This is a genomic window from Lysobacter sp. A378 (assembly GCF_054052125.1).
Genome location: NZ_JBSVRK010000002.1, coordinates 1,113,030 through 1,138,246 on the forward strand (window position 1 = coordinate 1,113,030; position 25,217 = coordinate 1,138,246).

The following is a 25,217-nucleotide window of genomic DNA, read 5'->3' on the forward strand; positions in this document are numbered from 1 at the left end:
CCCAAAGCGTCATCGACTCAACGTACAAAGCCTACGCGGCGGCCGCATTACTGGCCGCTGCATGCGTAAGGTGTTTGGACAAGTGCAGTGCATGCACCAATGTGCATGCATCTGAACCAGGTCATCTCGCATGTTGTGAGCGACGATAACCCGCCGCAACAACTTCGGGGCCGAACGCAGGTCATGAAAACGTCATGGAAAACGCAAGAGAAAACGCGCTACGCAAAACTTATAGAAGCAGGATGCAGTCGCGTACGTTGTGTGCTACCGCGCCTCTATAAGACCAAATCAATCAGCTTGGGTAACCGTCAGCCATTTCAAAAGCACGTCGGGATTAAAGGGCGAAGTCCTAGGAGGTATGTGGGTGCCCGTCTAGCGTGCCGCCGAAGTCAACCAGGTGGCTGGCAATCTCCATAGAACGAGCAGCGCGAATCTAGGCTAGTCGCTGGGTTCGCCAAGATCTCCTGTATCTGGTGAGGCGCAAACGGGACATCCCAGCACCAGACGCCGAAGCCTCCCTTCGGACTCACACCCTTAACCCAGGTATCCAGGCTGAGCGCTTGGCCTTGTTCTGGTCGCTGTCCTCACCTTTGATCTCTAGCAACAGAGACTTTTCGCTGGCATTACGCCGTTCGTTGGGCGAATTGCATTGACTGACAGCGCTTCATCGTTCAGCGGCAAGTGTCGCTGCCGCCAGTTCTTGGCGTTGCCTGCTTGGATGGTGATCACCCGGGCATCCAAGTCGATGTCCGACCACTGCAATGACAAAGGCGTTGCCTCTATGGTCGTTTCAAAAGAGCTTGGCAAAGGGGATTAGCGGCGGTCTAGCATGTTCCTAGCGAGTCATCGGGAGGTCGCGCGTGCGGCTCGCTGAGCTAGTTGCAACTGACACTGGCATTGCAATAGAGCAGGTGATGTTGCTTCGTCATTCCAATAGCGCTGTGCAAAAGCTTGTCGCCGCAGGGGCTCCGCAGAGGATTTATGACGCGGCCAGACTAGCGATAATCGGAATCTTCCCATTCCTCAACAGACACTTCGAATCCTTGAACGGCCCCTTCCACAAATATATGTGCGTCTTCCATTACGAAGCCCGTGCTGTCTGATCTAAAATTCAACTCCACTTCAACAGAAATATCAATTTCCCCATCGGACTCCCTGGTCGTTTCACCGAGCGCGTAAACTCGCCCAGCCTCTTTGTCATAGATTCCGTTCATTGTATCGGGGCCAGTGACCGTCACGGAATATTCTGCCGTCGTATCAATGGTGATTTGACAGGAAGTATCATCCAAATAGATTATCGACAGATCAAAATCGCTGATGTTAATAACATTCAACTGTTCGACATGCGAATCATCCCAAGTCGATGAGTTGTAAGCGCCCGCATCTTCCAATTGGCGAACAATATCATCCTTGATTTCGTCAGTGTGCTCGTCTACATAATCTCGAATGAAAGCAGATCGCTGAGCATCATGTTCATTATATAAATCAAGCAACTTTGCAAGAGTGTCAATGTGGATGAAATTTTGCTTTACGTTGCAGTAAGCAATCAGATCCGTATCTTCTGAAACAATGTAAACTGACTCTTCTTTTCCAATGCATGCCTGAACCGCCAACATATTAAATGCGTCTGGAAATTCGAATTTCTTCTTGCCCCGAAATGGGGGAGCTATGTTGAAATAATCTTCAATCACGACCTCGGCATCAAGACCCTTCATATCCAACACCGTCGCGCCACAATCATTCAAAAAGTCGTCGAATATACTAACCGCATGACCCCGAGTTGCCGCTTCATCCAGTTCGGCAAATAATGCTTTGATGTTAACATCGGTCGAATTGGCAAGAATTCTGGCCTTCCGGCGAAACTCTTTGATTCCGCTGAATGCTAATTTTATGCGCTCATTGATATGAGCTTTCACCTCATGTACCACTATAGTTGTGGCGAGATAATTCAGCCCTCCGTCCTTGCAAATTTCTCGAAATGCTTGGAGTGTCCTGGATTCAAATTCGAAGTTGGAACGTTCAAACGACTGTGTATCAATGAACACGTTGCGAGTTTGCAGCGGCATAATATGAAACCCTCGCACTAGCTAATCTGTTGGGATATAAATAAATTTACTGGATAGTACTTTATTTAGCCGTCAGTCGAAATTGGACCTCGCCCGGGCTAGGTTGAGGGAGTGCCGCATCCTGGTGTTGACTGGCGTTCGGACGTAGGCGGCCTCTGGCATACCCAAAATGGCGACCAGCAACCGGCAGACGAGAGCCTGCATTTCCAGCTCAATGTTGACTTCGGTCGCCTCAGGGTCGTCACCTCCGTGGATTGCGAATCCTAGCGGCCGCTCAAAGAACAGCGCTTCGTGGAAGGCGTCATTGCGAATTATCGACAATGTATCCGCCCAACTAGGGACGGACATGCTAAACCTCTCGCACATCCATCGAATACGTTTTGCGTGGCTACCTTTCCGCTTCGGCGCCTCTTTGGCAACCACGAGGCTAGAGCAAGCGTCGAGTGCCATGTATAGGTACTGAAACCGCTCGAACGGCAAGTTGTGCGGGGACTGCCCCAAGAACAGGGCGTGGATGGCGGCGCCGACCCGCTTGATCGCACGCGGATCGTTACGTTCTGAGTCCATATAATCAAGTGACACTTGGATGGCATCAGCAACTGCGCGTTGACCCAGTGCGAAATCGACTAGCTTGCCCGGCTCAATGGGCGTCGCATCGAGAAAGCCGGCCTCTGTAGCTGTCAGGCGCATGCCTGTGAAGAAAGACAAGCACCATATGACAAATTCGACCTGGCCTTGATTGCCGTCCTCATGCAGGGCCAAGACATGAGTCTTTGGCAGTCCAAAGACGCGGGCGCTATAGGGCATTGAGCGGATGCTACCGCTCATGAAGTCTCGTTGCTGTTGTGCCCCTGGATAGATCCATTCGTCGTGAACATTCGGATCGTCTGCAACACCGGCCACCGACTTCTTATGATCGCCCAGGGTCTGGACCGAGAACTGATCCGTCTCTATGTGGACGACTAAGGGGTAGTAGCCGAATTCGGAGGAAACCCAACCGGTGGGCGTTTCGGGTGTTTTTTCCATCACCGTGCGGTTCTCTTTGTCGTCACTCGCCATGGAACCCTAACGTAGGCTTGGACTTGGCGACACACATTTCCTGGAGAGATGGCCACCTTGCGATGATCAACATCAATGATTAACATCGGTCAGAAGCTCCCTATAATGTGCCATGGCTACTGCACACTGTGTCGCCGTTGGGGAAAGCGCAACCCCTCTACACCAGTAGCGTGCGTGCCCTCCGGAGACCTGACAACCCTTCCACTTGGCGATGGAAGGACTGGCCAAGCCCCATTCATGGATGCCCCATCTTTGCATTCGACTGCCCCTTTTAGATGGCAAAGCTGCTGGAGTGATGGCGCTTATGTGGGCATGCGGGGGTAATTCTTGAGTAAGCCGTCGAAGAAGAGTCGTTGCCCCTGTGGCAGTGGAAAGCGTTACGTGAGCTGCTGTCGGCCAGATCGCTTGAGGAACATCGCGCTGTTCGCCGAATTGACTCGCAAGATCAAGGCCGATGATCTCCTTCGCGAAAAGCATGTAGCCAAATATGGGTATGCCCGTCGTCCGATAGGCATCGAGATGAACGGGAAGGTGTGGGTAGCCCTGGATGGGGCAATTTATCAGCAGACACAAGAAGGCCCGTACAACTTCGTCAATGCAATTCATGACCACGCTCTACATTTCTTTGGCGAAGATATGCTCGCCACTGAGGAAAAAAAGGAAGTCGCTAGTCGCCATCCCGCCATTCGATGGATGCATGCACATGTTGAAGCGTATGGGCGCAACCCAGAGTACCCGAGTGGTAACGGGGCGGCTTGGTATCGCTTTGCCTACGATCTCTACACGATTCGAGACAACGCAAAGTTGCAAGACGATTTGAGAGCAAGGCTGCTGAGTTCGAGCAATTTTCAGGCTGCCAGATACGAGTTGAAAGTCGCTGCGATTTGCGCGTCGGCAGGATTCGATCTCCAGTTTGAAGACGAACGCGACAATAGACGACGCCATCCTGAGTTCGTTGGAACGGATCGATTGACACAGGCAAAAATCGCAGTGGAGGTAAAGAGTCGCCACAGAAAGGGCGTATTGGGTTTCAGCGGTGGGCTGGACGTCGCGCCCGGCTACTCCGTGGATGTCCGAAAGAACATCCTGGATGCCTACAAAAAGCAACCTGAAGTGCCGTTCTATATATTCATAGACGTCAACCTCCCATCGGCTGACAACGAAGCAATGCAACGATGGCAGGGCGAGCTTCAAAAGACCATGCGGGACCTTGACGCCGAAGGATACGCAAGTCCCTGTCCTGCGAATTCGATCTTTTTTACCAATGATCCCTCCCACTATGTGGGAAGCAAACGTATTGGCGGGGAAGAAGACATGCTGTGGGTGCGCGTGTACACGGCGAGTGAGCCCTCGGTCCCGCATCCAAGCAACGAGATGACTCAGCGACTAGTGACTGCCCATGCGCAGCGTGTCGTGCCGCCCACAGATTTTCATGAGAATCCGTGAGACTGCTATTCAAATTTCGTTTGCCGCATTGCATTGGCGCAGCGACGTTGACCGCATGTCGTTGAATAAATGGAATCGACGGGCAACTTTCAACTCGCTTGTATGGAGTTGGCTACGGACGAATTCCACGCCGGTTGCATGGGAGTAGCGATCCACACGCTTGTCTGGGACTCCGGATCGGTAGGGGCTAGTGCAGTTCGATGTAACGCACGCTGCACCTTTACGCTGCCACACATATGCTGGAAGCAACCAGGGGCGATCTGACTAGCTCCCCAGTCGTTCCGTAGGGGTGTGTAACTGTCGTGAGCTAGGACGGTTACAGAAAGCGACTGGCTGCCATTGGTAGCTACTCAATTGTGGACATCTCCGACTGATCAAGCCGACAGTTTAGCTACTGCGGCAGCAAGATGCGCGGGGGCCAGATGGGCGTATCGCAAGGTCATTTGGATGTCCGAATGGCCCAATAATTCGCGAACGGTGTTTAAGTCCACACCCAGCATCACGAGCTTGCTGGCGAAGTGATGGCGCAGGTCGTGGAAGCGAAACGTTGATATCCCGGCTCCAAGCAACAGCGCATTCCAGCCCTTCTTCACGTCTCGGGGTTCGAACACCCTGCCCTGTCCGCTGGTCTGACGGTGCCACCGGGTGACGACCGACAGCGCTTCATCGTTCAGTGGCAAGTGCCGCTGGCGCCCGTTCTTGGCGTTGCCTGCTTGGATTGTGATCACCCGGGCATCCAAATTGAGGTCCGACCACTGCAATGACAGCAGTTCACCCCGACGCAGCCCGGTGTTCATCGCCAGCAGCACTACAGGGGTCAAGTGATCCCCAAAGCCATCGAGCGGGATATCAGCCAGTGTTGGGACGTGACGAGCTAGGCGCGCTGCATTGCCATTGGCGCGGCCCTGGATCAGCTTGCGGTCGCGCGCTGCAAGGCTGCCCCGCAAGCGGCTTTCTTCATCAACCGACAGGAACCGGACGATCTTTCGTGACTCCACTGCTTTTGCCCGCATGCCCAACAGCGCATTGCGCTCCAGCAGCTTCCATTCAACTGCCATCGACAACGCTGCCCGCAAGGTGCCCAGGTCACGATAGGCGGTGATCTTCGCGACCGGTTTTCCTGTGCCGTTGCTGGTCAGACGGTCACGCCACCAGCGATCGATCAAGGGTGCATCGATTGCAGATAGATCAAGCTTCAACATGCCCGCAAACTGGGTCCGGATGCGCTGGACATAGCGTTTACCCCGACGCAGTTCGACGGTCGCCCAGGGCAAGTAGTGATCTGTCAGGAACTGATCCAGCGTGCAGGTCACGGCCTTGGTCTTGGCGATGCTGGGCAGCCCCTTCTGGATGACCTCAGCCATCGCGTGTGACGTGTGGGCGCGCGCCTGTTCGAGGGTTAGGTGTGCGACAGCCCCAAGCGTCCGACGCTTGCCATGCGCCCAGGAAACGATCCAGGCTTTGTGCCCCGATGGCTGAACTCGCATGATCAGTCCGCGGACCAGGGTGTCTCGCATTTCGTAGGGTTTGGCTTGGGGCTGTGCTGCCGCGACGATCCGCTTAGTCAGTTGAGTGCGCATGGATGCTAGAGGCTTAAGTGAGTGATAAGCCAAAAACTATCGGAGCCCCTAAAACCATGTTTGGACCAGGATCATCCGCATCCGATGCCCGGGACTGGAAACACCTTAAAAAACAAAAGCCCGCATCAGCGGGCCTCGTGTTTGGTGCTCTGGAAGACGCAGTCCGAAAGTCGCTAGGACCTGTTACGAATGCGCCGCTCTACCAACTGAGCTATTCCGGCAAGGGGCTGGATTGTAGTGTTGCCGGGGTTGCAGGGTCAATCGGCAGGTTTGAGCCGCAGCTCCTTGGGCAGGGCGAATACCATGTTCTCCGGCTCGCCCCGCAAGGCGCTGAGGTTGCCGGCACCCAACTCGCGCAGGCGGTCGATGACGCCTTGCACCAGGATTTCCGGGGCGGAGGCGCCAGCGGTGATGCCGATCTGCTGGCGACCGACCAGCCAGGCCGGGTCGATCTCATCGGCGCCATCGATCAGGTGGGACTGGACGCCCTCGCGCTCGGCCAGCTCGCGCAGGCGGTTGGAGTTGGAGCTGTTGACCGAGCCGACCACCAGCATCAGGTCGCATCGCGCCGCGAGTTCGCGTACCGCGTCCTGGCGGTTCTGGGTGGCATAGCAGATGTCGTCCTTTTTCGGCCCCTGGATCGACGGAAAGCGCGCCCGCAGCGCATTGATGATCGCGCGGGTGTCGTCCACCGACAGCGTCGTCTGGGTGGTGTAGGAGACGTGCTCGGGCTGGGTTACGACCAGTTCGGCAACGTCTGCAAGGTCTTCGACCAGATAAATCTGGCCGCTGCCCTCCTCCCGCCGCCATTGGCCCATCGTGCCTTCGACCTCGGGATGGCCTTCGTGGCCGATCAACACCATGTCGCGGCCCGCCTTGCACTCGCGCGAGACCTCCAGGTGGACCTTGGTCACCAACGGGCAGGTGGCGTCGAACACTTTCAGCTCGCGACGCTCGGCCTCGGCACGGACCGCGCGCGATACGCCATGGGCACTGAAAATGACGGTGCTCCCATCGGGGACCTCATCGAGCTCCTCGACAAAGATCGCACCGCGCTGCTTGAGGTCATCGACCACGAACTTGTTGTGCACCACCTCGTGGCGCACATAGATCGGCGCACCGTACAACTCCAGCGAGCGGTTGACGATCTCGATCGCCCGGTCGACGCCAGCGCAGAAACCACGGGGATTGGCAAGAATCAGATCCATGCCGTCATTTTACGCCGTAACCACCACCCTTGGGCGCAAGCCGCCAAGGCTCCGCAAAACGCCCGTAAGGCGCATTGACGATGCGCGTCCCCACGCCCTCCATCACCCAACGGCGCGATGCGCCGTCTACCGGGTTGGGCTACCGGCACCCTTGCCTGGCTGTGCCCCCAAGAGGCCGAACAGGGCGATGCCGATGGCGCCGCCGACTATGGAGGCGTCGGCGATGTTGAAGGCGGGCCAGTACCAGTCTTGCCAGTGCCATTGGATGAAGTCGACGACGTGGCCGTGGATGAGGCGGTCGATGACGTTGCCGATTGCACCACCGATCACCAGTGCGTATGGCAGTGCTGTCTTCCAGTCGCCGCGCCGGGTCCTGGCCAGCCAGTAGCCAAGCAGGCCGCAGATGCCCACGGCGAGCACCACGAAGAAATACTTCTGCCAGCCGCCGGCATCACTGAGGAAGCTGAAGGCCGCACCGGTGTTGTAGGTGCGGTACCAGTTCCAGATGCCGTCGATGACGGGGATGGCGGTGTATTCGGGCAGTGAGGTCAGGACCCAGTACTTGGTCAGTTGGTCCAGGACGATCACGACGGCCGAAAGGGCCAGCCAGATGAGGGCGTTGGGTTTGGGAGTTGGCATTGCGTCTTAGAACCACTTCCGGTGTTCGCCGTTGCCATCGACGTTGTCGATGCAGCGGCTGCACAAGGTTGGGTGCGAGTCGTGGCTACCGACGTCGGCGCGGTGGTGCCAGCAGCGGCCACACTTGGGCTTGGTGCTGGGCGTGGCGTGCACTTCGAGTTCCTTGGCCTGGTCGTCGGCGATCATGCTGACGTCGCCGCTGATGAACAGGAAACGCAGTTCGTCGATGAACGGCGATAGCCAGTTCTGGTCCGTGACGCCGCAGCGCAGGCCGATCTCGGCGTCCAGTGCGGCGCCGATCTTGCCGGCGGCGCGCATTGGCTCGAGGATCTTGCTGACCTGCTCGCGCAGGGCAAGCAGGCGCTTGAAGTCTTCGGCCGTCAGCGGCGCGTCGTCGGGCAGTGGTGCCAGGCCGTCGTACCAGGTGGCGAACAGCACGTTGCCTTCGCGCGGGCCGTCGGCGGTGACCGGCGGCAGTTGGTCCCACATTTCCTCGGCGGTGAAGCTCAGGATCGGGGCGATCCAGCGCACGAACGCCTCGGCGATGCGGTACATCGCGCTTTGCGCCGAGCGGCGCCCGGGCGAGTCCTCCTGCATCGTGTACAGGCGGTCCTTGGTGACATCCAGGTACAGCGAGCCCAGGTCGACGCTGCAGAAATTGGCGAGGATCTGCGCGATCGCGGGGAAGTCGTACGCCTCACAGGCTTCGATGATCCGGACCTGCAGCTCGTGCGCGCGATGCACGGCCCAGCGGTCCAGCTCGACCATCTGCTCCAGCGGCAACAGGTGCTTGGCCGGATCAAAGCCATGCAGGTTGCCGAGCAGGAAGCGCGCGGTGTTGCGGATGCGTCGGTAGCCGTCGCCGCTGCGCTTTAGGATCTCGTCGGAGACGGACATCTCGTTGCTGTAGTCGGCCGAGGCGATCCACAGCCGCAGCACGTCGGCGCCCATCGCATCGATGACCTTCTGCGGGGCAATCACGTTGCCCAGCGATTTGGACATCTTGCGCCCGGCCGCATCGACCGCGAACCCGTGCGTCAGCACCTGTTTGAACGGCGCAACGCCATCCATCGCGACCCCGGTCAGCAGCGACGACTGGAACCAGCCGCGGTGCTGGTCGGAGCCTTCCAGGTACAGGTCGGCCGGCTTGCGCAGGCCATCTTGCGGGCGCTGGGCGAGCACGCATTCGTGGGTCACGCCCGAATCAAACCAGACATCCAGGATGTCGGTGACCTTTTCATAGTCCACCGCCTCGCCGCCCAGCAGGCTGGCCGGGTCGAGCGCATGCCACGCATCGATGCCGCCGGCCTCGACCAGTTCAGCCACCCGGTTCATCAGCTCGACCGAGCGCGGATGCGGCTTGCCGCTGATGCGATGGATGAACAACGCGATCGGCACGCCCCAGGTGCGCTGGCGGCTGATGCACCAGTCCGGTCGGCCTTCGACCATGCCGGCGATCCGCGCCTGGCCCCACTCGGGGTACCACTGCACGTCCCCGATTGCCGCCAACGCGTCATCGCGCAATCCGGCCTGCCCCATCGAGATGAACCACTGCGGCGTGGCCCGGAATACCACCGGGGTCTTGTGGCGCCAGCAATGTGGGTAACTGTGCTCGATCTTGGCGAACGCGAGCAGGGTGTCGTTGGCGCGCAGGCCGTCGACGATCACGTCATTGGCCTTCCAGATATGCAGGCCTTCCAGCGCGGCATCGCCGATCGGCGGCGTCCCCGGCAGGTACACGCCGCGTGCGTCGACCGGGTTGAGCTGGGCGGCGGTGTACTGGTCGACCAGACCGTACTGCTGGGCGACCGCGAAATCTTCCTGACCATGCCCGGGGGCGGTGTGTACGTTGCCGGTGCCGTCCTCGTCGGAGACGTGGTCGCCGAGCAGGATCGGTAGATCACGGTCGGCGTAGAACGGGTGCTGGACGACCAGGCCGTCCAGGTCGGCACCGCTCGCGTGGCCGTGGATGACGACTTCATCCACCCCATACCGGGCCAGCGACGACGACGCCAGCGCCTCGGCCAGCACCAGCCAGCGACGGCCTCCGTCCGCGCGTACAGGGCCTTCGACCAGCACGTAATCCAGCTGCGGACCGACGCTGACAGCGAGGCTGGCCGGCAGGGTCCACGGGGTCGTGGTCCAGATCGGCACCGATACCTGGATCCCCGGATCGGGGACCACGCCGAACGCGCTGGCCATCTTCTTGTCTGACTTGGCCGCGTACGCGACATCCACCGCGGGCGACACCTTGTCGGCGTACTCGATCTCCGCCTCGGCCAGCGCCGAGCCGCAATCAAAACACCAATGCACCGGCTTGGCGCCGCGCAGCAAATGACCACGATCGATGATCCTGGCCAGCGAGCGCAGCATGTCGGCCTCGTAACGTGGGGCCATCGACAGATAGGGGTTGTCCCAGTCGCCGATGACGCCCAGGCGCTTGAAATCGGTGCGCTGCAGGTCGACCTGCTCGGCGGCGTACTCGCGACATTTCTCGCGGAACTGCGCGGCGTCGAGCTTGACCCCGACCTTGCCGTACTTCTTCTCGATCGCGATCTCGATCGGCAGGCCGTGGCAATCCCAACCCGGCACGTAGGGCGCGTCGAAGCCGGACAGCAGCTTCGACTTCACCACCATGTCCTTGAGCACCTTGTTGACCGCGTGGCCGATGTGGATCACACCATTGGCGTACGGCGGGCCGTCGTGCAGGACGAAGCTTTTCCCGCGGCCGCCGACCTTCTCGCGGATGCGGGCATACAGGCCCTCGTCCTCCCAGCGCGCGAGCGTGACCGGCTCGCGCCTGGGCAGGTCGCCGCGCATCGGGAACTGCGTCGATGGCAGGTTCAGGGTGGATTTGTAGGGATTGGGGGCTTTGTTATCGCTCACGCGGTGGCTCGAGGTTGTTGTTGCGTTAGAAGTGCGCGCGCCTGCTCGGCGTCACGGTGCATCTGCGCGGTCAGGGCCGGCAGATCATCGAACTTTTCCTCGTCGCGCAGCCTGGCGACGAATTCGACCTCGATCCGGTGACCGTACAGGTCGCGGTCGAAATCGAACAGGTGGGTTTCCAGCAGCGGCTCGATGCCATCCACCGTCGGCCGGGTGCCGAGGCTGGATACGGCGGGCAGCGGTGCCTGGTCGACGCCGTGCACCCGGGTCGCGTAGATCCCCGACAACGCCGGGGTCTTGCCGGCGAAACGGAGGTTGGCGGTCGGGTAGCCCAGCGTGCGTCCCAGCCGGGCACCGCGCACGACCCGGCCACCAATCGAATAAGGCCGTCCGAGCAGGCGCGTGGCGGTGGTGAAATCGCCGGCCTGCAACGCTTCGCGGATGCGGGTGCTGGAGACCCGTTCGCCATCCAGCAGGACCGGCTCGATCTGGCCGGCAACGAACCCCTGCCCGGTCCGGGCAAGTTCGGCGCCCATCCGTTGCAGCAGGGCGAGATCACCGGCGCGACCCTTGCCGAAATGGAAGCCCGGGCCAACCCAGACCTCGTCCACCGCCAGCAGCTTGACCAGCACTTCACGCACGAAGTCCTCGGCGCTCATCGCCGCCAGCCTGGACTTGAAGCGCAGCAGGCCGACCTGGTCCACACCGAGGCAGAACAACCCCTCGGCCTTGGCCCGCGGCGACAACAAGCGCGGCGGCGGGTTGCCCCGGGCGAACAGTTCACGCGGCAGCGGCTCGAAGCTCAGCGCGACCGACGCCACGCCAAGCGCGCGCGCCCGTGCCACCGCGTGGCGCACCAGTGCCCGATGCCCCAAATGCAGGCCATCGAAGGCGCCGATGCAGACCACACTGCCGTGCGGGCATCGGGGCCCGCCGTCGACGTCTCTAAACAGCCTGCTCATCGGCTCGAGTATAGCGGGCACGCGCGGCGATACCTTCCCTATTGCCGCAGGTGCCTCGGGCGCAGCCCGGCGATCAACAGCACCACGCCGTAGGCGCCGGCGCCGGCGGCGATCACGGCGAGCAGCCAGATCCAGCGCCACAACCCGCGCATCGCGGTCCAGTCGCCAATCCACTCGCGCATCAGCACCACGACCACCGCCATCGCCACCAGTCCCAGGACGATCCGCAGCAACCAGCGACCCCAGCCGGGCTGTGCCTGGTAGATGCCGTCGCGGCGCAGGTAACGCCACAGCAAGGCGGCGTTGAGGATACCGGCAATCGCGGTCGCCCCGGCAATACCGGCATGGGCGTACGGCACCCCCACCCACCACAACGGGGTCACCAGCGCGATCGTCAGCAGGACGTTGGCGACCACGGTGATGATCGCCGCGCGCATTGGCGTCTTGGTGTCCTGGCGGGAGTAGAACGCAGGCAACAGGACCTTGCTGAGCATGAAGGCGGGGATGCCGATACTCATCGCGGTCAGTGCGTAGCTGACCATCCGCGTGTCTTGCGGGGTGAACTCGCCATAGCGGAACAACGAGGCGGTCAGCGGCTCGGCCAGCAGCGCCAAGCCCAGGGCGGCAGGCAGGCCGACCAGCAGCACCATCCGCAAGCCCCAATCGAGTGAGCGCGTATACCCGTCGGCATCCTTGTCGGCGTGATGGCGCGACAGCTGCGGCAGGATGACGGTGCCAATCGCGACCCCGAACAAGCCCAGCGGCAGCTCGGTCAGCCGGTCGGAGTAATACAGCCACGACTGGGCGGCGGGCACCAACAGCGACGCGAACACGGTGCCGACCAGCAGATTCACCTGGGATACCGACGAGGAGAAAATCGTCGGCAGCATCAGCGTCATCACCCGCCGCACGCCTTTGTGGCGCAGGTTGAACTTGAACCGTGGCCTCAGCCCCAACCGTCCCATCGCCGGCCACAACACCAGCATCTGCAGGATGCCGGCGATCAGCACGCCCCAGGCCAGCGCCTTCTCCGGCACGTCCAGGTAGCCCGCCAGAAACAACATCGCGCCGATCATCGCCAGGTTGTGCAGCACCGGCGTCAACGCCGGCAAGCCGAATTGCTTGAAACTGTTGAGCACCGAGCCGGCCAGCGCCGTCATCGAGATGAACACCAGGTACGGGAAGGTGATCCGTAGCATCTGCGCGGTCAGCGCTATCAGCTCCGATTCGCTCGGGTCAGCGAAGGCGAGAAACAACCTGGCCACCCACGGCGCGGCCAGGATGCCCAGGCCGCTGACCACCACCACCACCGCCAGCAGCGCGCCGGCAACGTGGTCCAGGAAGTCCTGCAACGCCTCGCCGTCGCCTTGCTGCTTGAGCTCCGACAGCAACGGCACGAAGGCCGAGGCAAACGAGCCCTCGGCAAAGATCCGGCGCAGATAGTTGGGGATGCGATAGGCCACCACAAACGCGCTGACCGCCGGTCCAGCACCGAACAGGCTGGCCTGGAGCCAGTCGCGCAGGTAGCCGGCAATACGCGAGATGAACGTCATCGCGCTGAATACGGCGGTGGAGCGCAACATGCCGCTCTGCCGGCTACCGCGGTCGGGCGCAGGCATGTTCAACGCTGGGTCCTTTTGTTGACGCAAGCCACTGAATCCCCCATACTTTCAGGTCTGATTTTCCGCCGTACCATATTCTCTCTTACCCGCAGCAATCAATTTTTCAGGAATACACAGTGGCAAACATCAAGTCCGCCAAGAAGCGCGCCAAGCAGACCGTCGTGCGCAACGCCCGCAACGCGAGCCAGCGCTCGATGCTGCGCACCTCCGTGAAGAAGGTGCTGAAGGCCCTCGGCGAGAACGACGCCGCTGCCGCCGAGGCCGCCTACAAGGTGGCCCAGCCGATCCTCGATCGATTCAGCTCGCGTGGCCTGATCCACAAGAACAAGGCCGCCCGTCACAAGAGCCGCCTGACCGCCCGCATCAAGGCGATCAAGACCGCTGCCTGAGTCGGGTTGCCCTTTCGGGGTGATCGAGCTGCATGAAAAAACCCGGTCCAGGCCGGGTTTTTTCGTGGGCGTCAGCCGGCATCATGGACATTGGCTGCTGCCACGGCTTCGGCTTCGGCGGCGGCCTCCAGCGCATCGGCTTTCTGGCGGTCGAAGAACGCCATGATGTCGAGCATGATCGGCCAGGTGCCGTCGCGGCCGATGGCCGATGCCAGGAACCAGCGGTCCTTCCAGCCCAGCTCGTCGACAATCGCCTTGACGGTAGCGTCACGCTCCTCTTCCAGCAGCAGGTCGGATTTGTTGAACACCAGCCAGCGCGGCTTGGTCAGCAGCTGCGGATCGTGCTTTTCGAGCTCGCGCTCGATCGCACGCACCTGCTCGGCGGGACTGATCTCCACCCCGCCTTCCATCGGCGCGACATCCACCAGATGCAGCAACAGGCTGGTGCGCTGCAGGTGACGCAGGAACTGCGCGCCCAGGCCGGCACCATCGGCGGCGCCCTCTATCAGGCCGGGGATGTCGGCGATCACGAAGCTGCGATGCTGCTCCACGCTGACCACGCCAAGGTTGGGATACAGGGTGGTGAACGGGTAGTCGGCGACCTTGGGTGTCGCCGCCGAGACGGCACGGATCAAGGTGCTCTTGCCGGCGTTGGGGAAGCCCAGCAAGCCGACATCGGCCAGCAGCTTCAGCTCCATCTTGAGCACCCGCTCCTCGCCCGGCAGTCCCGGCAGCGCCTTGCGCGGGGCGCGATTGACCGAGCTCTTGAAATGCATGTTGCCAAGGCCGCCCTGCCCGCCCTTGGCAACCAGCAGGCGATCGCCGTGACTGACCAGGTCGCCGATGGACTCGTCGGTCTCCACGTTCACCACCACGGTGCCGACCGGGACGGTGATGACCAGGTCCGCGCCGCCCTTGCCATACATCTGCCGGCCGCGACCGTCCTCGCCGCGTTCGGCGCGGAACTGACGCTGATGGCGGAAATCGACCAAGGTGTTGAGGTTCTCGTCGGCAATGACCCAAACGCTGCCACCGGCACCGCCGTCGCCACCATCGGGCCCGCCGAGCGGGATGTACTTCTCACGGCGGAAACCAACGCAGCCGTTGCCGCCGTTGCCTGCTGAGACCTGGATTTCGGCTTCGTCGACGAGTTTCATGCAAGACCTCGGTAAAAATGGCTGGACAACAAGATATCCCGGAAACGAAAAGCCCCGCCGCAGCGGGGCCTTTCACGGGTGCTCGTCACCAGGTCAAGCCGTGGCGGCCTGACCGGAGTGGGTCACGCCGAGATGACGCTCACGGTGCGGCGCTTCTTCAGCCCCTTCACCGAGAAATCAACCTTGCCATCGACCAGCGCAAACAGCGTGTGGTCGCGGCCCAGGCCGACGCCCGGACCCGGATGGAACTGGGTGCCGCGCTGGCGAATGATGATGTTGCCGGCATCGATCGCCTGGCCACCATAGATCTTGACGCCGAGGTATTTCGGGTTGGAGTCGCGCCCGTTACGGGTCGAGCCTCCGGACTTTTTATGTGCCATGGCTGCTGCTCCTTACTTCTTGTCGCCACCGGCAATGCCGGTGATCTCGATTTCGGTGTAATGCTGACGGTGACCCATCTGCTTGCGCGAGTGCTTGCGGCGACGGAACTTGACGATGCGGATTTTGTCCGCACGGCCGTGGCCGATAACCTTGGCGCTGACGGTGGCACCCTTGAGCGCATCGCCGAGCGTGGTTTCGCCCTCGCCATCGCCCAGCATCAGGATGTTGTCGAACTTGATCTCGCTGCCGGCTTCGGCTTCGAGCAGTTCAACGCGCAGGGTCTCGCCCTGCATGACGCGGTATTGCTTACCGCCGGTGACTACTACTGCGTACATGACCAGTTTCCTCTGTAGTTATTTTTGGTCCTTGTCGTGCCGTCGAGGGCAGACAGAAGCGGAATTGTAGGCCCTTCAGGGGGTTGCGGCAACCAGTACCGACATCGGCGTGCCGGATCGGCTGCCGGATGAACCGGACAGGGCCAAATCCACCGCGGTTCTTCGGTTTCCGCGATTTGCCCCCATTTCATGCACTGGCTACGCTTACTGGTTCGCCGGCTGCGCCGACGGCCTTCCCCTATTTTGCAGGTCTTTCGATGGCGATGGAATTCATCAGCATCCGCGGTGCGCGGACGCACAACCTCAAGAATGTCGATCTCGACCTGCCGCGCGACAAGCTGATCGTGATCACCGGCCTGTCCGGCTCGGGCAAGTCCTCGCTCGCGTTCGACACCATCTATGCGGAGGGCCAGCGGCGCTATGTCGAATCACTGTCCGCCTACGCGCGGCAGTTCCTGTCGATCATGGAAAAACCCGATGTCGACCTGATCGAGGGCCTGAGCCCGGCGATCTCGATCGAGCAGAAGTCGACCTCGCACAACCCGCGTTCCACCGTCGGCACTATCACCGAGATCTACGACTACCTGAGGCTGCTCTATGCACGCGTGGGCACGCCGCAATGCCCCGACCACGGCTACCCGCTGGCCGCGCAGACCGTCAGCCAGATGGTCGACCAGGTGATCGCGCTGGGTGCCGATCCCGCCACTGCCGAACAACGCTACATGCTGCTGGCGCCGGTGATCCGCGAGCGCAAGGGCGAGCATGCCCAGGTGTTTGATCACCTGCGCGCGCAGGGTTATGTCCGGGTCCGGGTGGATGGCCAGTTGCACGAAATCGACGCGGTACCGCCGCTGGCGTTGCGTGGCAAGCACACCATCGAGGCGGTGATCGATCGCTTCCGTCCGCGCGAGGACATGAAGCAGCGACTGGCCGAGTCCTTTGAGACCGCACTGAAGCTGGGCGACGGCATGGCCCAGGTGATGTCGTTGGACAACACCGAAGCCACTCCGCTGCTGTTCTCGTCCAAGTACAGCTGCCCGGTGTGCGAGTACTCGCTGCAGGAGCTGGAGCCACGACTGTTCTCGTTCAACTCGCCGGTCGGCGCCTGCCCGACCTGCGATGGCCTGGGCATGGCGGAGTACTTCGATCCCGCGCGGGTAGTGGTACATCCCGAGCTGGCGTTGTCGGCCGGCGCGGTGCGCGGCTGGGATCGCCGCAATGCGTACTACTTCCAGCTGATCCAGTCGTTGGCGAAGCACTACCAGTTCGACGTCGAGACGCCCTGGAACCAGTTGAGCGAGAAAGTCCGCCAAGCGGTGTTGTTTGGCAGTGGCGAGACGACAATTTCATTCACGTATCTCACCCAGGCCGGCAGCCGCCACCAGCGCAAGCATCGCTTCGAGGGCATCGTCCCGAACCTGGAACGGCGCTACAAGGAGACCGAATCGTCGGCGGTGCGCGATGAGTTGAGCAAATACATCAGCGAGCGCGCCTGCACCGATTGCGGTGGCCAACGGCTGAACCGCGCGGCGCGCAATGTGTTCGTCGACGGCCATGCCCTGCCCGAGATCGTGGTGTTGCCGATCGACGAGACGCTCGCCTTCTTCAAGCGCCTGCACCTGCCAGGCTGGCGCGGCGAGATCGCGGTCAGGATCGTCAAGGAAATCGGCGACCGGCTGAAGTTCCTGGTCGATGTCGGCCTGGATTACCTGACCCTTGAGCGCAAGGCCGATTCGCTGTCCGGCGGCGAGGCGCAGCGGATCCGGCTGGCCTCGCAGATCGGCGCTGGTCTGGTCGGGGTGATGTACGTGCTCGACGAGCCATCGATCGGCCTGCACCAGCGCGACAACGAGCGTTTGCTGGGCACCCTCACCCGCCTGCGCGACCTGGGCAACACGGTGATCGTGGTGGAACACGACGAGGACGCGATGCGGCTGGCCGATTACATCGTCGACATCGGACCGGGCGCCGGGGTACACGGCGGCGAGGTGGTCGCGAAGGGTTCGTTCGACGACATCATGGCCGCGCCACGCTCGCTGACCGGGCAGTACCTGAGCGGTCGCAAACGCATCGAGATCCCGGCCAAGCGGCATAAGCCGAACCCGAAGCAGATCCTGCACCTGCGTGGCGCCACCGGCCACAACCTGAAGGATGTCGATCTGGCGATCCCGGCCGGCCTGCTGACCTGTGTCACCGGAGTGTCCGGCTCGGGCAAGTCGACCCTGATCAACAGCACCCTGTACGAACTGGCCGCCACCCAGCTCAACGGCGCCTCACGCACAGTCGCGCCTTACCGGTCGGTGGAGAACATGGACCTGTTCGACAAGGTCGTCGACATCGACCAGTCGCCGATCGGCCGTACCCCGCGTAGCAACCCGGCGACCTATACCGGGCTGTTCACGCCGTTGCGCGAACTGTTCGCGCAGGTTCCCGAGTCACGCGCACGCGGTTACGCGCCGGGACGTTTCAGTTTCAACGTGCGCGGTGGGCGCTGCGAGGCCTGCCAGGGCGACGGACTGATCAAGGTCGAGATGCATTTCCTGCCCGACGTCTATGTGTCCTGCGATGTGTGCAAGGGCAAGCGCTACAACCGCGAGACGCTGGAGATCCTCTACAAGGGCTACAGCATCAGCGACGTGCTCGCGATGACGGTGGAGGACGCGCTGGAACTGTTCGACGCTATCCCGTCGATATCGCGCAAGCTGGAAACCCTGATCGACGTCGGCCTGAGCTACATCAAGCTGGGCCAGTCGGCGACCACGTTGTCCGGCGGCGAGGCGCAGCGCGTCAAGCTGTCCAAGGAGCTGTCGCGGCGCGATACCGGACAGACGCTGTACATCCTCGACGAGCCGACCACCGGCCTGCACTTCCACGACATCGAGCATCTGCTGGCGGTGCTGCACCGCCTGCGCGATGACGGCAACACGGTGGTGGTGATCGAACACAACCTGGACGTGATCAAGACCGCGGACTGGATCATCGACCTGGGACCCGAGGGAGGCCATCGCGGAGGTACCATCCTGGCTACCGGCACGCCCGAGCACATCGCCTCGCTGGAACACTCCTACACCGGCCGCTTCCTGGCCCCGATGCTGGAGCGGTCACTGGCCAATGACGAGGCGGCCGGCAACCAGCCCAAGGTCACCTCGACCGGGCCCAAGACCCGCAGGAAGAAGACTGCCGCATGAGCGACAACGACGGATCCAGAAGCACCCCCGGAAAGCCGGGCAAGATTGAGCAGCCGGTTAAACCGGCCAAGCCGCGCAAAGCCGCGGCAAAATCGGCTGCGGCGAAGTCCGCTTCAGAAGCGGCGGCGGCAAAGCCGGCATCGGGCAAACGCGAACCGGCGAAAACCACGACGTCAAAAAAGCCCGTCAGGCCGGCGGCAAAAAAGCCCCGTGCCGAGCTGGAACCGGCTGCGACGAGCGCAATCGAAACCAGCGCCGCGCCCGCGCCCTCGCCCCGCAAGCTGATCCAGGTACCGATGCCGGTGCGCTGGCGCGACCTGGACGCGTTCAACCACGTCAACAACTCCAAGTACCTCAGCTACCTGGAGGAAGCGCGATTGCAGTGGATGCTCGGCGTACCCGGCCAGGGCATGGACGACCATGTCGCCCCGGTGGTTGCTGCAGCCCAGCTCAACTACCGTCGCCCGATCACCTGGCCGGCACAGGTGTCGATCGAATTATTTGTCGAGCGGCTGGGCAATACCAGCGTGACCGTCGGCCATCGCATCGTGGACGCCCAGGACCCGCAGATCCTGTATTGCGACGGCAACGTGGTGATGGTGTGGATCGACCGCGACAGTGGCCAGGCCGCCGCGCTGCCATCGACCGTGCGTGAGGCCTGCCAGGCCCAGTAGGTTCCAGGCGCGTCAGTCGCCCGGCTGGCGCAACCGGGACTCGCTTACCTGGACTTGCCTACCTGGACTTGCTTACTAGGAACAGGCCGCGCACCTGGGTGCCATCTTCCAACCGGAAGTCGATCACGACCGTATCGTCGGCGTGCAACGGCGCGTGCGGATCCATCAGCATCAGATGCAGGCCACCGGGCTCGAGGCTGGCATGGCCATGCGCGGGAATTACCAGCTCCGGCACTGCGCGCATCTTGCTGATCCCCTCCACGACGCGCGTCTCGTGCACCGATACATCCGCAAACGCCGGACTGCTGGCAGCAATGACCTTTGCCGGCGCGTCGCAGACGTTATCGATGGTGCCAAACCCGGCCAGCATCGGCATCGAAATGGGTGGCAGACGCACCCATCCTGCGGTTACTACCGGGCTGCAATCGGCGGCGACAACCGGGGGCGTGCTGAACGCAGTTGCCAACAGGACGGCGGCGAGGGGGACGCGGAAGGGCTTCATCAGCTTATGATACCAACAGGCTGATTCCGGAGTTCCCGATGCACCGCACCCTATCGTTGCTCGTCGCCGCCTGCGCGCTTGCCGCCTGCTCCCAGGATCCCGCGCCCCGTGGCGCTGATGCGCTGCCGGTGGCGCCACCGGTCGTGCCCGCCGACAAGGACGCCGCCGCCGCGGAAGCCGGCGTCACCCAACTGAGCATCTACAGCGGCGCCTACGACGCACTCGCCGGGACCGGCCAGGCCCAGGCCGGCATGCCCGGCTACGCCTTGGTGGAGCGGCCGCTGCATTACACGCTCACCGAAGGATTGAATTCGATCTCCGCCACCAGCGTGCCACCGTCGATGGACGTGGAAGCTGCATTGTTGCGCCCCAAATCGACCGGCGTCTCGATAACGTCACAACGCTACATTGCCGGTCTGCAAAGCACGCAGGATGTCATCGCTCAGATGATCGGCCACCGCATCGTGGTCGAGCACACCGCCGGCAACGCCAAGCAGACCGATACGGGCGTGTTGCTGGCCGCCAATGCGGGACTGACGCTGGCAATGGGCGATGGCCGGGTCAAGGTCATCAGCGACTACGACAACTTCAGCGTGCTCGACGGCACCCGCCTGTTTCCACAGCAGGCGGAACTTCGATGGACGGTGCGGGCGCAGAACGCCGGCGACGCCGACTTCCTGCTCAGCTATCCGATGGGCGGGATGGCATGGCGCGCCGAATATGTGGCGACGCTGGACCCTGCCGACGCCCCGGGCTGCAAGCTGGCGCTGGATGGTGCGGCGATGGTCATCAATCGCGCCGGCGTGGGTTTCGCCGATGCCCGGCTGACCCTGATCGCGGGTGAACCCAACCGGGCGCCGCTGCAGACTCAGCACTATGCGCGACGCAGCAGCGCTGCGGACACCATGGTCTTCGCGGAGGCATCTCCAATGCCCGAGCAGCGGACATCGGCCGAATATCACGCCTACCAACTGCCCGATACCGTCAGCCTGAGCGACGGCGGAACCGAGCGCTTCCCGTTGTTCGCCCACCGCGCCGCGATCGCGTGCGAGCGCGCTTACGTGGTCGATGCCGGTGGACAGCAATGGCAGCCACCAACACCGTTGATCCAACCCGATCGCCACGGCCAGACCGGCACGCTGCCGGTCAACGCGACAGTATCGGTGGACAACGCCGAGGCGGCCGGGTTGGGCCAGCCCCTGCCCGCCGGGCGGATCCGGGTGTTCGATGGCGCTGATTTTCTTGGCGAGTCGATGCTGCATCACACGCCCGCCGGGGCCGACATCCGGCTGGAGGTCGGCAAGGTGTTCGACCTGAGCGCCGAGCGCGAGGCCACCGACTTCAAGCTCGACCGGGCCGGCCGCACGATCACCGAGTCGTTCGCCATAGTCCTGGGCAACGCCAAGAAGTCCGACGCGACCATCGAAGTGGTGGAGCAACTGCCGCGTTGGAGCGATTGGGAGATTGTTGCCAGCAGCGTACCCGCGACAAAAAAGGACGCCAACCACGTCGAGTTCCAGGTACCGGTTGCAGCAGGCGGCGAGAGCCGACTGACGTATACCGTCCGCTATCGATGGAGCGCCGGGGACAACCCTTGAGTCTTATCGAGCGCGTCAAACACGGCAGCATCATCGAGTTGAAGCTCGCCCGGCCGCCGGTCAATGCGCTGGAGCCGGGTCTGTGCCGCGAACTGCTTCACGAGCTGAATGCCGCCGTCAGCGCCGGCATCCACGGCATCGTGCTGTCCGGCCAGCCGAAGATATTCTCGGCCGGCCTGGACGTGCCCTACCTGCTCACATTGGGCGATGACCGGGGCGCATTGACCGATGCGTGGCAGGCGTTCTTCGGCGTCGCCCGGGCGCTGGCCTCGTGCCCGGTGCCGGTGGTGGCGGCGATCTCCGGCCATGCGCCTGCCGGTGGCTGCGTGTACGCGCTGTGCTGCGATTACCGGGTCATGGCCGCCGGCGATTACCGCATCGGCCTCAACGAGACCCAGGTCGGCCTGACCGCTCCGGAAGGTGTCCAGCGATTGCTGCGACGCGTGGTCGGCCCACACCGCGCCGAGCGGATGCTGGTCGCCGGCGAGATGGTCGACGCGGCGCGCGCGCTGCAGATCGGGCTGGTGGACGAGCTGGTCGAAATGGACCCGGTCGACGATCTCGATGCCGTCAGCCGACGCGCCCGCGAATGGTTGCAGACCCTGCTGGCGTTACCGTCCGAAGCGATGCGACACACCCGCCAGATCGCACGCGCCGCGGTGATCGAAGCGCTGCAGCCCGAACACATCGAGCTGGAGCGCTTCGTCAACGCATGGATGGAGCCCGGCACCCAGGCGGCATTGCACGCCATGGTCGCCAAGCTCAAGAAGTAACACCCATCACCGTCATTCCCGCGAAGGCGGGAAGCGCTCCACAACAGCCCAATGGGCTGGTCATCCATGGCTGTTACGTGCGGGAAAACCAAAGTCCATGGATCCCCGCCTTCGCGGGGATGACGGGTTGCCCGGGGTTTGCGGGGTCCGGGATTTTCGGGGATGACGGGTTGCCCGGGGTTTTCGGGGTCCGGGGGTTTTCGGGGATTACGAGTTGCCCCCCGAGGTTTTCCTAGCCGGTTTCGCCCTGGGCAATCGGGCGTTTTGGATCTTCGATCCAGCCGCTCCACGAACCGGTGAACAACCGTGCACCGGGAAAGCCGGCGTGCTCCATCGCGAGCAGGTGGTGGCAGGCGGTGACGCCGGAGCCGCACATCGCCACCACGTCCTGCGGCGTCCTGTCGCCCAGCAAGCCGGCGAACTCGGTTGCCAGTTCCGCGGCCGGCTTGAAGCGACCATCGCGCAGGTTCGCACTGTAGGGGCGATTGATCGCTCCGGGCACGTGGCCGGCGACCTTGTCGATCGGCTCCACCTCGCCGCGAAAGCGCTCTGGCGCGCGCGCGTCGAGCAGCATCCCGCCCTTCGCCAGATGCACCTGTAGCTGCGGGGCATCGAGCAGGCGGTTGCGGTCGAACTGCGCGACGTAGCGGCCCGGTTGTATCCCGGGCAGGCCGGACGCGGTCGGCAGTCCCAGCGTGGCCCAGCCTGACCAGCCGCCGTCGAGCACAGCCACGTCGCGGTGACCCAGCACACGCAGCAGGAACCAGGCGCGTGCCGCCGACAGCGCGCCGTCGCCAGCGTCGTAGATCACGACCTGATCGGTCGGGTCGATACCCCACGTGCCCAGTCGTGCGGTGAAATCCGCAGCATCCGGCCACGGGTGGCGGCCACCGGACTTTCGATGGTCGGACAGGTCGCGATCCAGGTCGGCGAATCGCGCGCCCGGGATGTGGGCCTGCCGGTATGCCGCCTCGCAACTGGCCGGGTCGGCCAATGACGAGCTCGCGTCGAGCACGATCACATCGTCCCGGCCCAGTGCCGCCGATAACGCCTCGGCAGTCACCAGCGTCTGCCACCTGGGTGCGCTTGTGCGCGGTTCCGAATGCCCGGTCATTACACGTTCTCCAGCCGTTGCCGCAAGTTCAACAGGATAAGCGCGGTCGCACCCCAGATCCGCCGATCCGGGTAACGATATTCGTGCAGCAGACGGGTCCGCCCTCGATAGCTGACCTCCACATCCAGCAGATTGGCCGGATCGAGCAGGAACTCCAGTGGCACCTCGAACACCTCGGCGACCTCGCCCGGGTCCGGAACAATCACGTGGGCCGGGTCGATCACCGCCACCACCGGCAATACCCGGAAGCCGGTGATGGTCAACAAAGGATCCAGCAGGCCCAGTGGTGCGATCTGGTCGGCGCCAACACCGATCTCCTCGCCGGTCTCCCGGATCGCCGCTGCAATGCCGTCCTGGTCCCCGGCCTCCACTCGTCCGCCGGGAAAGGCAACCTCGCCACCGTGATGACGCAAGATATCCGTGCGCAGGGTCAGGATGACCTGGGTTGCGTCGGGTCTTGGTACCAGGCCCACCAGCACCGCGGCATCCGCATGCACAGCCGAGGGCGGAAACAGGTCGGACAACCCTTCCTGGTTCCAGCAAGGACCGGTCGGTGGCGCGGCCAGCGGGTACAGCGCGCGCTCCAGGCGAGACGCCTCAGGCAGGCGGTCTATCAGGGACGATCGGTTCATCCCTGCCCGGCTTCGCGTAGCGGCAGCACGTCCTCGATCAGGCGCAGCCGCTCGTCATCGCCCATGGTCGACCAGCGTGCGATCTCGTCGCCGGTGCGGTAGCAGCCTTCGCACCGGCCATGCTGGTCCAGGCAGCACACCCCGGTGCAGGGACTGAGCATGACGGGGAAAGGGACAACCATGGCAGCTCACCACTCATAAAAAAATCGCGCCGGACAAGCCGGCGCGACGGAAACTACGACTTGCAGAAGCACCTGGACGTACTGCTCCAGAGCGTATTACTTGACACTGACCAGCTTGATCTCGAACTGCACGGCCATGTTCGGCGGAATCCCGCTACGTGGGTCCGCACCGTAGGCCTTGTCTGACGGGACAGTGACTTCCCATTTGGAGCCAGCCGGCATCTGCTGCAGCACTTCACGCATGGCCGGCATTTCGACCTCGCTGAGCTTCATCGCCGGCATGGCACGGGCCTGGGCGGCTTCGCCCTGCGGACGCTCGCCCCAGGGGAACGGACCGGCGACCAGCAGTTCCACGCTGCTCGCGTCGGTCGGCTTGGCGCCGTTGCCGCTCTCGACCACACGGTACTGCACGCCGCTGGCCAAGGACTTGACGCCGGACTTGGCCTTGTTCTGGGCGATGAAGGTATCGCTCTTGGTCTTGTTCTCACCGGCGAGCTTGTTCCATTCCGCCTGCGCCTGCTGCGCGCGCGCTTGCTGGCGTTTCTGGAAATTCTCGAACACCGGGCGCAACTGGTCGGCGGAAACGGCCGGCTGGGTCTTTGCCATGGCGTCCTGCAGGCCCTTGGCCACGGACGCAGAGTCCAGTTGCTCTCCCGACGCTACCAGTTGGGCAAAATCATTGCCCGCGTCATAGCCCAACGCGTAGCTCAATTTACCTTTCTCGGATGAGATGTCCTGCGCGAAGGCTTGGCCCGCGGTCAGGGTCAGGGCCGCTACGGCGACCGCAATCAAACGCAACTTCATTCGGTAAAACCTCCGGTGAT

The 25,217-nt window shown here is 62.6% G+C and carries 20 protein-coding genes and 1 pseudogene; 6 read left to right on the top strand and 15 right to left on the bottom strand.

Translation table 11 applies throughout. The annotated features are described in order from the left end of the window. Nucleotides 1-995: 995 nt before the first annotated feature. Nucleotides 996-2,066, bottom strand: a complete 1,071-nt coding sequence (locus tag ACW7G1_RS10905) for a PIN domain-containing protein (protein ID WP_456979733.1) — start codon at nt 2,064-2,066, stop codon at nt 996-998. A gap of 72 nt (nt 2,067-2,138) precedes the next feature. After that, complete coding sequence (locus tag ACW7G1_RS10910) at nt 2,139-3,125, bottom strand: hypothetical protein (protein ID WP_456979734.1); 987 nt, start codon at nt 3,123-3,125, stop codon at nt 2,139-2,141. A gap of 405 nt (nt 3,126-3,530) precedes the next feature. Between ACW7G1_RS10910 and ACW7G1_RS10915 the strand changes: the two genes are divergently transcribed. Beyond that, the gene (locus ACW7G1_RS10915) at nt 3,531-4,571 is read left to right on the top strand and encodes a hypothetical protein (RefSeq protein ID WP_456979735.1); all 1,041 of its coding nucleotides are present in this window, start codon (nt 3,531-3,533) and stop codon (nt 4,569-4,571) included. A 374-nt stretch (nt 4,572-4,945) separates the two neighbouring features. On the opposite strand, the gene ACW7G1_RS10920 is transcribed toward ACW7G1_RS10915, so the two are convergent. From ACW7G1_RS10920 to murJ, 6 genes are all read right to left on the bottom strand, one after another. Then, a complete protein-coding gene (locus tag ACW7G1_RS10920) occupies nt 4,946-6,151 on the bottom strand; it encodes a tyrosine-type recombinase/integrase (protein WP_456979736.1) in 1,206 nt (401 codons plus the stop codon). 257 nt (nt 6,152-6,408) lie between these two features. Next, on the bottom strand, nt 6,409-7,359 hold the full coding sequence (gene ispH, locus ACW7G1_RS10925; RefSeq protein WP_456979737.1) for a 4-hydroxy-3-methylbut-2-enyl diphosphate reductase: 951 nt from the start codon (nt 7,357-7,359) through the stop codon (nt 6,409-6,411). Nucleotides 7,360-7,485: 126 nt separating this feature from the next. Beyond that, complete coding sequence (lspA, locus tag ACW7G1_RS10930; protein ID WP_456979738.1) at nt 7,486-7,998, bottom strand: signal peptidase II; 513 nt, start codon at nt 7,996-7,998, stop codon at nt 7,486-7,488. 6 nt (nt 7,999-8,004) lie between these two features. Beyond that, nucleotides 8,005-10,818 (bottom strand): isoleucine--tRNA ligase, encoded by a 2,814-nt coding sequence (ileS, locus tag ACW7G1_RS10935; RefSeq protein ID WP_456979904.1) that lies wholly within the window; start codon nt 10,816-10,818, stop codon nt 8,005-8,007. 62 nt (nt 10,819-10,880) lie between these two features. Beyond that, on the bottom strand, nt 10,881-11,846 hold the full coding sequence (locus tag ACW7G1_RS10940) for a bifunctional riboflavin kinase/FAD synthetase (protein WP_456979739.1): 966 nt from the start codon (nt 11,844-11,846) through the stop codon (nt 10,881-10,883). 38 nt (nt 11,847-11,884) lie between these two features. Then, nucleotides 11,885-13,465 carry a murein biosynthesis integral membrane protein MurJ gene (gene murJ, locus ACW7G1_RS10945; protein WP_456979740.1) on the bottom strand — a complete coding sequence of 527 codons (1,581 nt, stop codon included), beginning with the start codon at nt 13,463-13,465 and terminating at the stop codon, nt 11,885-11,887. 119 nt (nt 13,466-13,584) lie between these two features. On the opposite strand from murJ, the gene rpsT reads away from it, so the two are divergent. Next, nucleotides 13,585-13,857 (top strand): 30S ribosomal protein S20, encoded by a 273-nt coding sequence (rpsT, locus tag ACW7G1_RS10950; RefSeq protein ID WP_456961846.1) that lies wholly within the window; start codon nt 13,585-13,587, stop codon nt 13,855-13,857. Nucleotides 13,858-13,928: 71 nt separating this feature from the next. Here the strand turns inward: rpsT and cgtA are convergent, their stop codons facing one another. The 3 genes from cgtA to rplU all read right to left on the bottom strand — a co-directional run bounded on the left by cgtA (nt 13,929) and on the right by rplU (nt 15,730). After that, nucleotides 13,929-15,014: an Obg family GTPase CgtA gene (gene cgtA, locus ACW7G1_RS10955; RefSeq protein ID WP_456979741.1), complete on the bottom strand. Its 1,086-nt coding sequence runs from the start codon at nt 15,012-15,014 to the stop codon at nt 13,929-13,931. Nucleotides 15,015-15,136: 122 nt separating this feature from the next. After that, nucleotides 15,137-15,394, bottom strand: a complete 258-nt coding sequence (rpmA, locus tag ACW7G1_RS10960) for a 50S ribosomal protein L27 (protein ID WP_456961848.1) — start codon at nt 15,392-15,394, stop codon at nt 15,137-15,139. Nucleotides 15,395-15,406: 12 nt separating this feature from the next. Beyond that, nucleotides 15,407-15,730: a 50S ribosomal protein L21 gene (rplU, locus tag ACW7G1_RS10965; RefSeq protein ID WP_456979742.1), complete on the bottom strand. Its 324-nt coding sequence runs from the start codon at nt 15,728-15,730 to the stop codon at nt 15,407-15,409. 257 nt (nt 15,731-15,987) lie between these two features. Here rplU and uvrA point away from each other — a divergent pair, with 257 nt between their 5' ends. After that, a complete protein-coding gene (gene uvrA / locus ACW7G1_RS10970) occupies nt 15,988-18,918 on the top strand; it encodes an excinuclease ABC subunit UvrA (protein WP_456979743.1) in 2,931 nt (976 codons plus the stop codon). A gap of 296 nt (nt 18,919-19,214) precedes the next feature. Continuing rightward, entirely contained in the window at nt 19,215-19,592 is a 378-nt protein-coding gene (locus tag ACW7G1_RS10975; RefSeq protein ID WP_456979905.1) for an acyl-CoA thioesterase, read from the top strand. A gap of 58 nt (nt 19,593-19,650) precedes the next feature. Here the strand turns inward: ACW7G1_RS10975 and ACW7G1_RS10980 are convergent, their stop codons facing one another. Next, nucleotides 19,651-20,094 (bottom strand): copper chaperone PCu(A)C, encoded by a 444-nt coding sequence (locus ACW7G1_RS10980; protein WP_456979744.1) that lies wholly within the window; start codon nt 20,092-20,094, stop codon nt 19,651-19,653. A gap of 38 nt (nt 20,095-20,132) precedes the next feature. Between ACW7G1_RS10980 and ACW7G1_RS10985 the strand changes: the two genes are divergently transcribed. Next, the gene (locus ACW7G1_RS10985; protein ID WP_456979745.1) at nt 20,133-21,692 is read left to right on the top strand and encodes a DUF4139 domain-containing protein; all 1,560 of its coding nucleotides are present in this window, start codon (nt 20,133-20,135) and stop codon (nt 21,690-21,692) included. Beyond that, nucleotides 21,668-22,465, top strand: coding sequence for an enoyl-CoA hydratase/isomerase family protein (locus tag ACW7G1_RS10990; RefSeq protein ID WP_456979746.1), 798 nt, complete (start codon nt 21,668-21,670; stop codon nt 22,463-22,465). The genes ACW7G1_RS10985 and ACW7G1_RS10990 overlap by 25 nt, the downstream gene beginning before the upstream one ends. Before the next feature lie 232 nt (nt 22,466-22,697). Here the strand turns inward: ACW7G1_RS10990 and ACW7G1_RS10995 are convergent, their stop codons facing one another. The 3 genes and pseudogenes from ACW7G1_RS10995 to ACW7G1_RS11005 all read right to left on the bottom strand — a co-directional run bounded on the left by ACW7G1_RS10995 (nt 22,698) and on the right by ACW7G1_RS11005 (nt 25,197). After that, complete coding sequence (locus tag ACW7G1_RS10995) at nt 22,698-23,579, bottom strand: sulfurtransferase (RefSeq protein WP_456979747.1); 882 nt, start codon at nt 23,577-23,579, stop codon at nt 22,698-22,700. Beyond that, nucleotides 23,579-24,393 (bottom strand): annotated as a pseudogene (locus tag ACW7G1_RS11000) (NUDIX hydrolase). The gene ACW7G1_RS10995 and the pseudogene ACW7G1_RS11000 overlap by 1 nt, the downstream one beginning before the upstream one ends. Nucleotides 24,394-24,489: 96 nt before the next feature. After that, a complete protein-coding gene (locus ACW7G1_RS11005) occupies nt 24,490-25,197 on the bottom strand; it encodes an FKBP-type peptidyl-prolyl cis-trans isomerase N-terminal domain-containing protein (protein ID WP_456979748.1) in 708 nt (235 codons plus the stop codon). Nucleotides 25,198-25,217: the final 20 nt, after the last annotated feature.

Coding starts and splice junctions, on each gene's coding strand:
- ACW7G1_RS11005 (WP_456979748.1), bottom strand. CDS start 25,197: ATGAAGTTGCGTTTGATTGCGGTCGCCGTAGCGGCCCTGACCCTGACC.
- ileS (WP_456979904.1), bottom strand. CDS start 10,818: ATGCGCGGCGACCTGCCCAGGCGCGAGCCGGTCACGCTCGCGCGCTGG.
- murJ (WP_456979740.1), bottom strand. CDS start 13,465: ATGCCTGCGCCCGACCGCGGTAGCCGGCAGAGCGGCATGTTGCGCTCC.
- ACW7G1_RS10940 (WP_456979739.1), bottom strand. CDS start 11,846: ATGAGCAGGCTGTTTAGAGACGTCGACGGCGGGCCCCGATGCCCGCAC.
- ACW7G1_RS10975 (WP_456979905.1), top strand. CDS start 19,215: ATGCCGGTGCGCTGGCGCGACCTGGACGCGTTCAACCACGTCAACAAC.
- uvrA (WP_456979743.1), top strand. CDS start 15,988: ATGGCGATGGAATTCATCAGCATCCGCGGTGCGCGGACGCACAACCTC.
- ACW7G1_RS10920 (WP_456979736.1), bottom strand. CDS start 6,151: ATGCGCACTCAACTGACTAAGCGGATCGTCGCGGCAGCACAGCCCCAA.
- cgtA (WP_456979741.1), bottom strand. CDS start 15,014: ATGAAACTCGTCGACGAAGCCGAAATCCAGGTCTCAGCAGGCAACGGC.
- ACW7G1_RS10995 (WP_456979747.1), bottom strand. CDS start 23,579: ATGACCGGGCATTCGGAACCGCGCACAAGCGCACCCAGGTGGCAGACG.
- ACW7G1_RS10910 (WP_456979734.1), bottom strand. CDS start 3,125: ATGGCGAGTGACGACAAAGAGAACCGCACGGTGATGGAAAAAACACCC.
- lspA (WP_456979738.1), bottom strand. CDS start 7,998: ATGCCAACTCCCAAACCCAACGCCCTCATCTGGCTGGCCCTTTCGGCC.
- rpmA (WP_456961848.1), bottom strand. CDS start 15,394: ATGGCACATAAAAAGTCCGGAGGCTCGACCCGTAACGGGCGCGACTCC.
- ispH (WP_456979737.1), bottom strand. CDS start 7,359: ATGGATCTGATTCTTGCCAATCCCCGTGGTTTCTGCGCTGGCGTCGAC.
- ACW7G1_RS10990 (WP_456979746.1), top strand. CDS start 21,668: ATGGAGCGCCGGGGACAACCCTTGAGTCTTATCGAGCGCGTCAAACAC.
- ACW7G1_RS10985 (WP_456979745.1), top strand. CDS start 20,133: ATGCACCGCACCCTATCGTTGCTCGTCGCCGCCTGCGCGCTTGCCGCC.
- ACW7G1_RS10980 (WP_456979744.1), bottom strand. CDS start 20,094: ATGAAGCCCTTCCGCGTCCCCCTCGCCGCCGTCCTGTTGGCAACTGCG.
- ACW7G1_RS10905 (WP_456979733.1), bottom strand. CDS start 2,066: ATGCCGCTGCAAACTCGCAACGTGTTCATTGATACACAGTCGTTTGAA.
- rplU (WP_456979742.1), bottom strand. CDS start 15,730: ATGTACGCAGTAGTAGTCACCGGCGGTAAGCAATACCGCGTCATGCAG.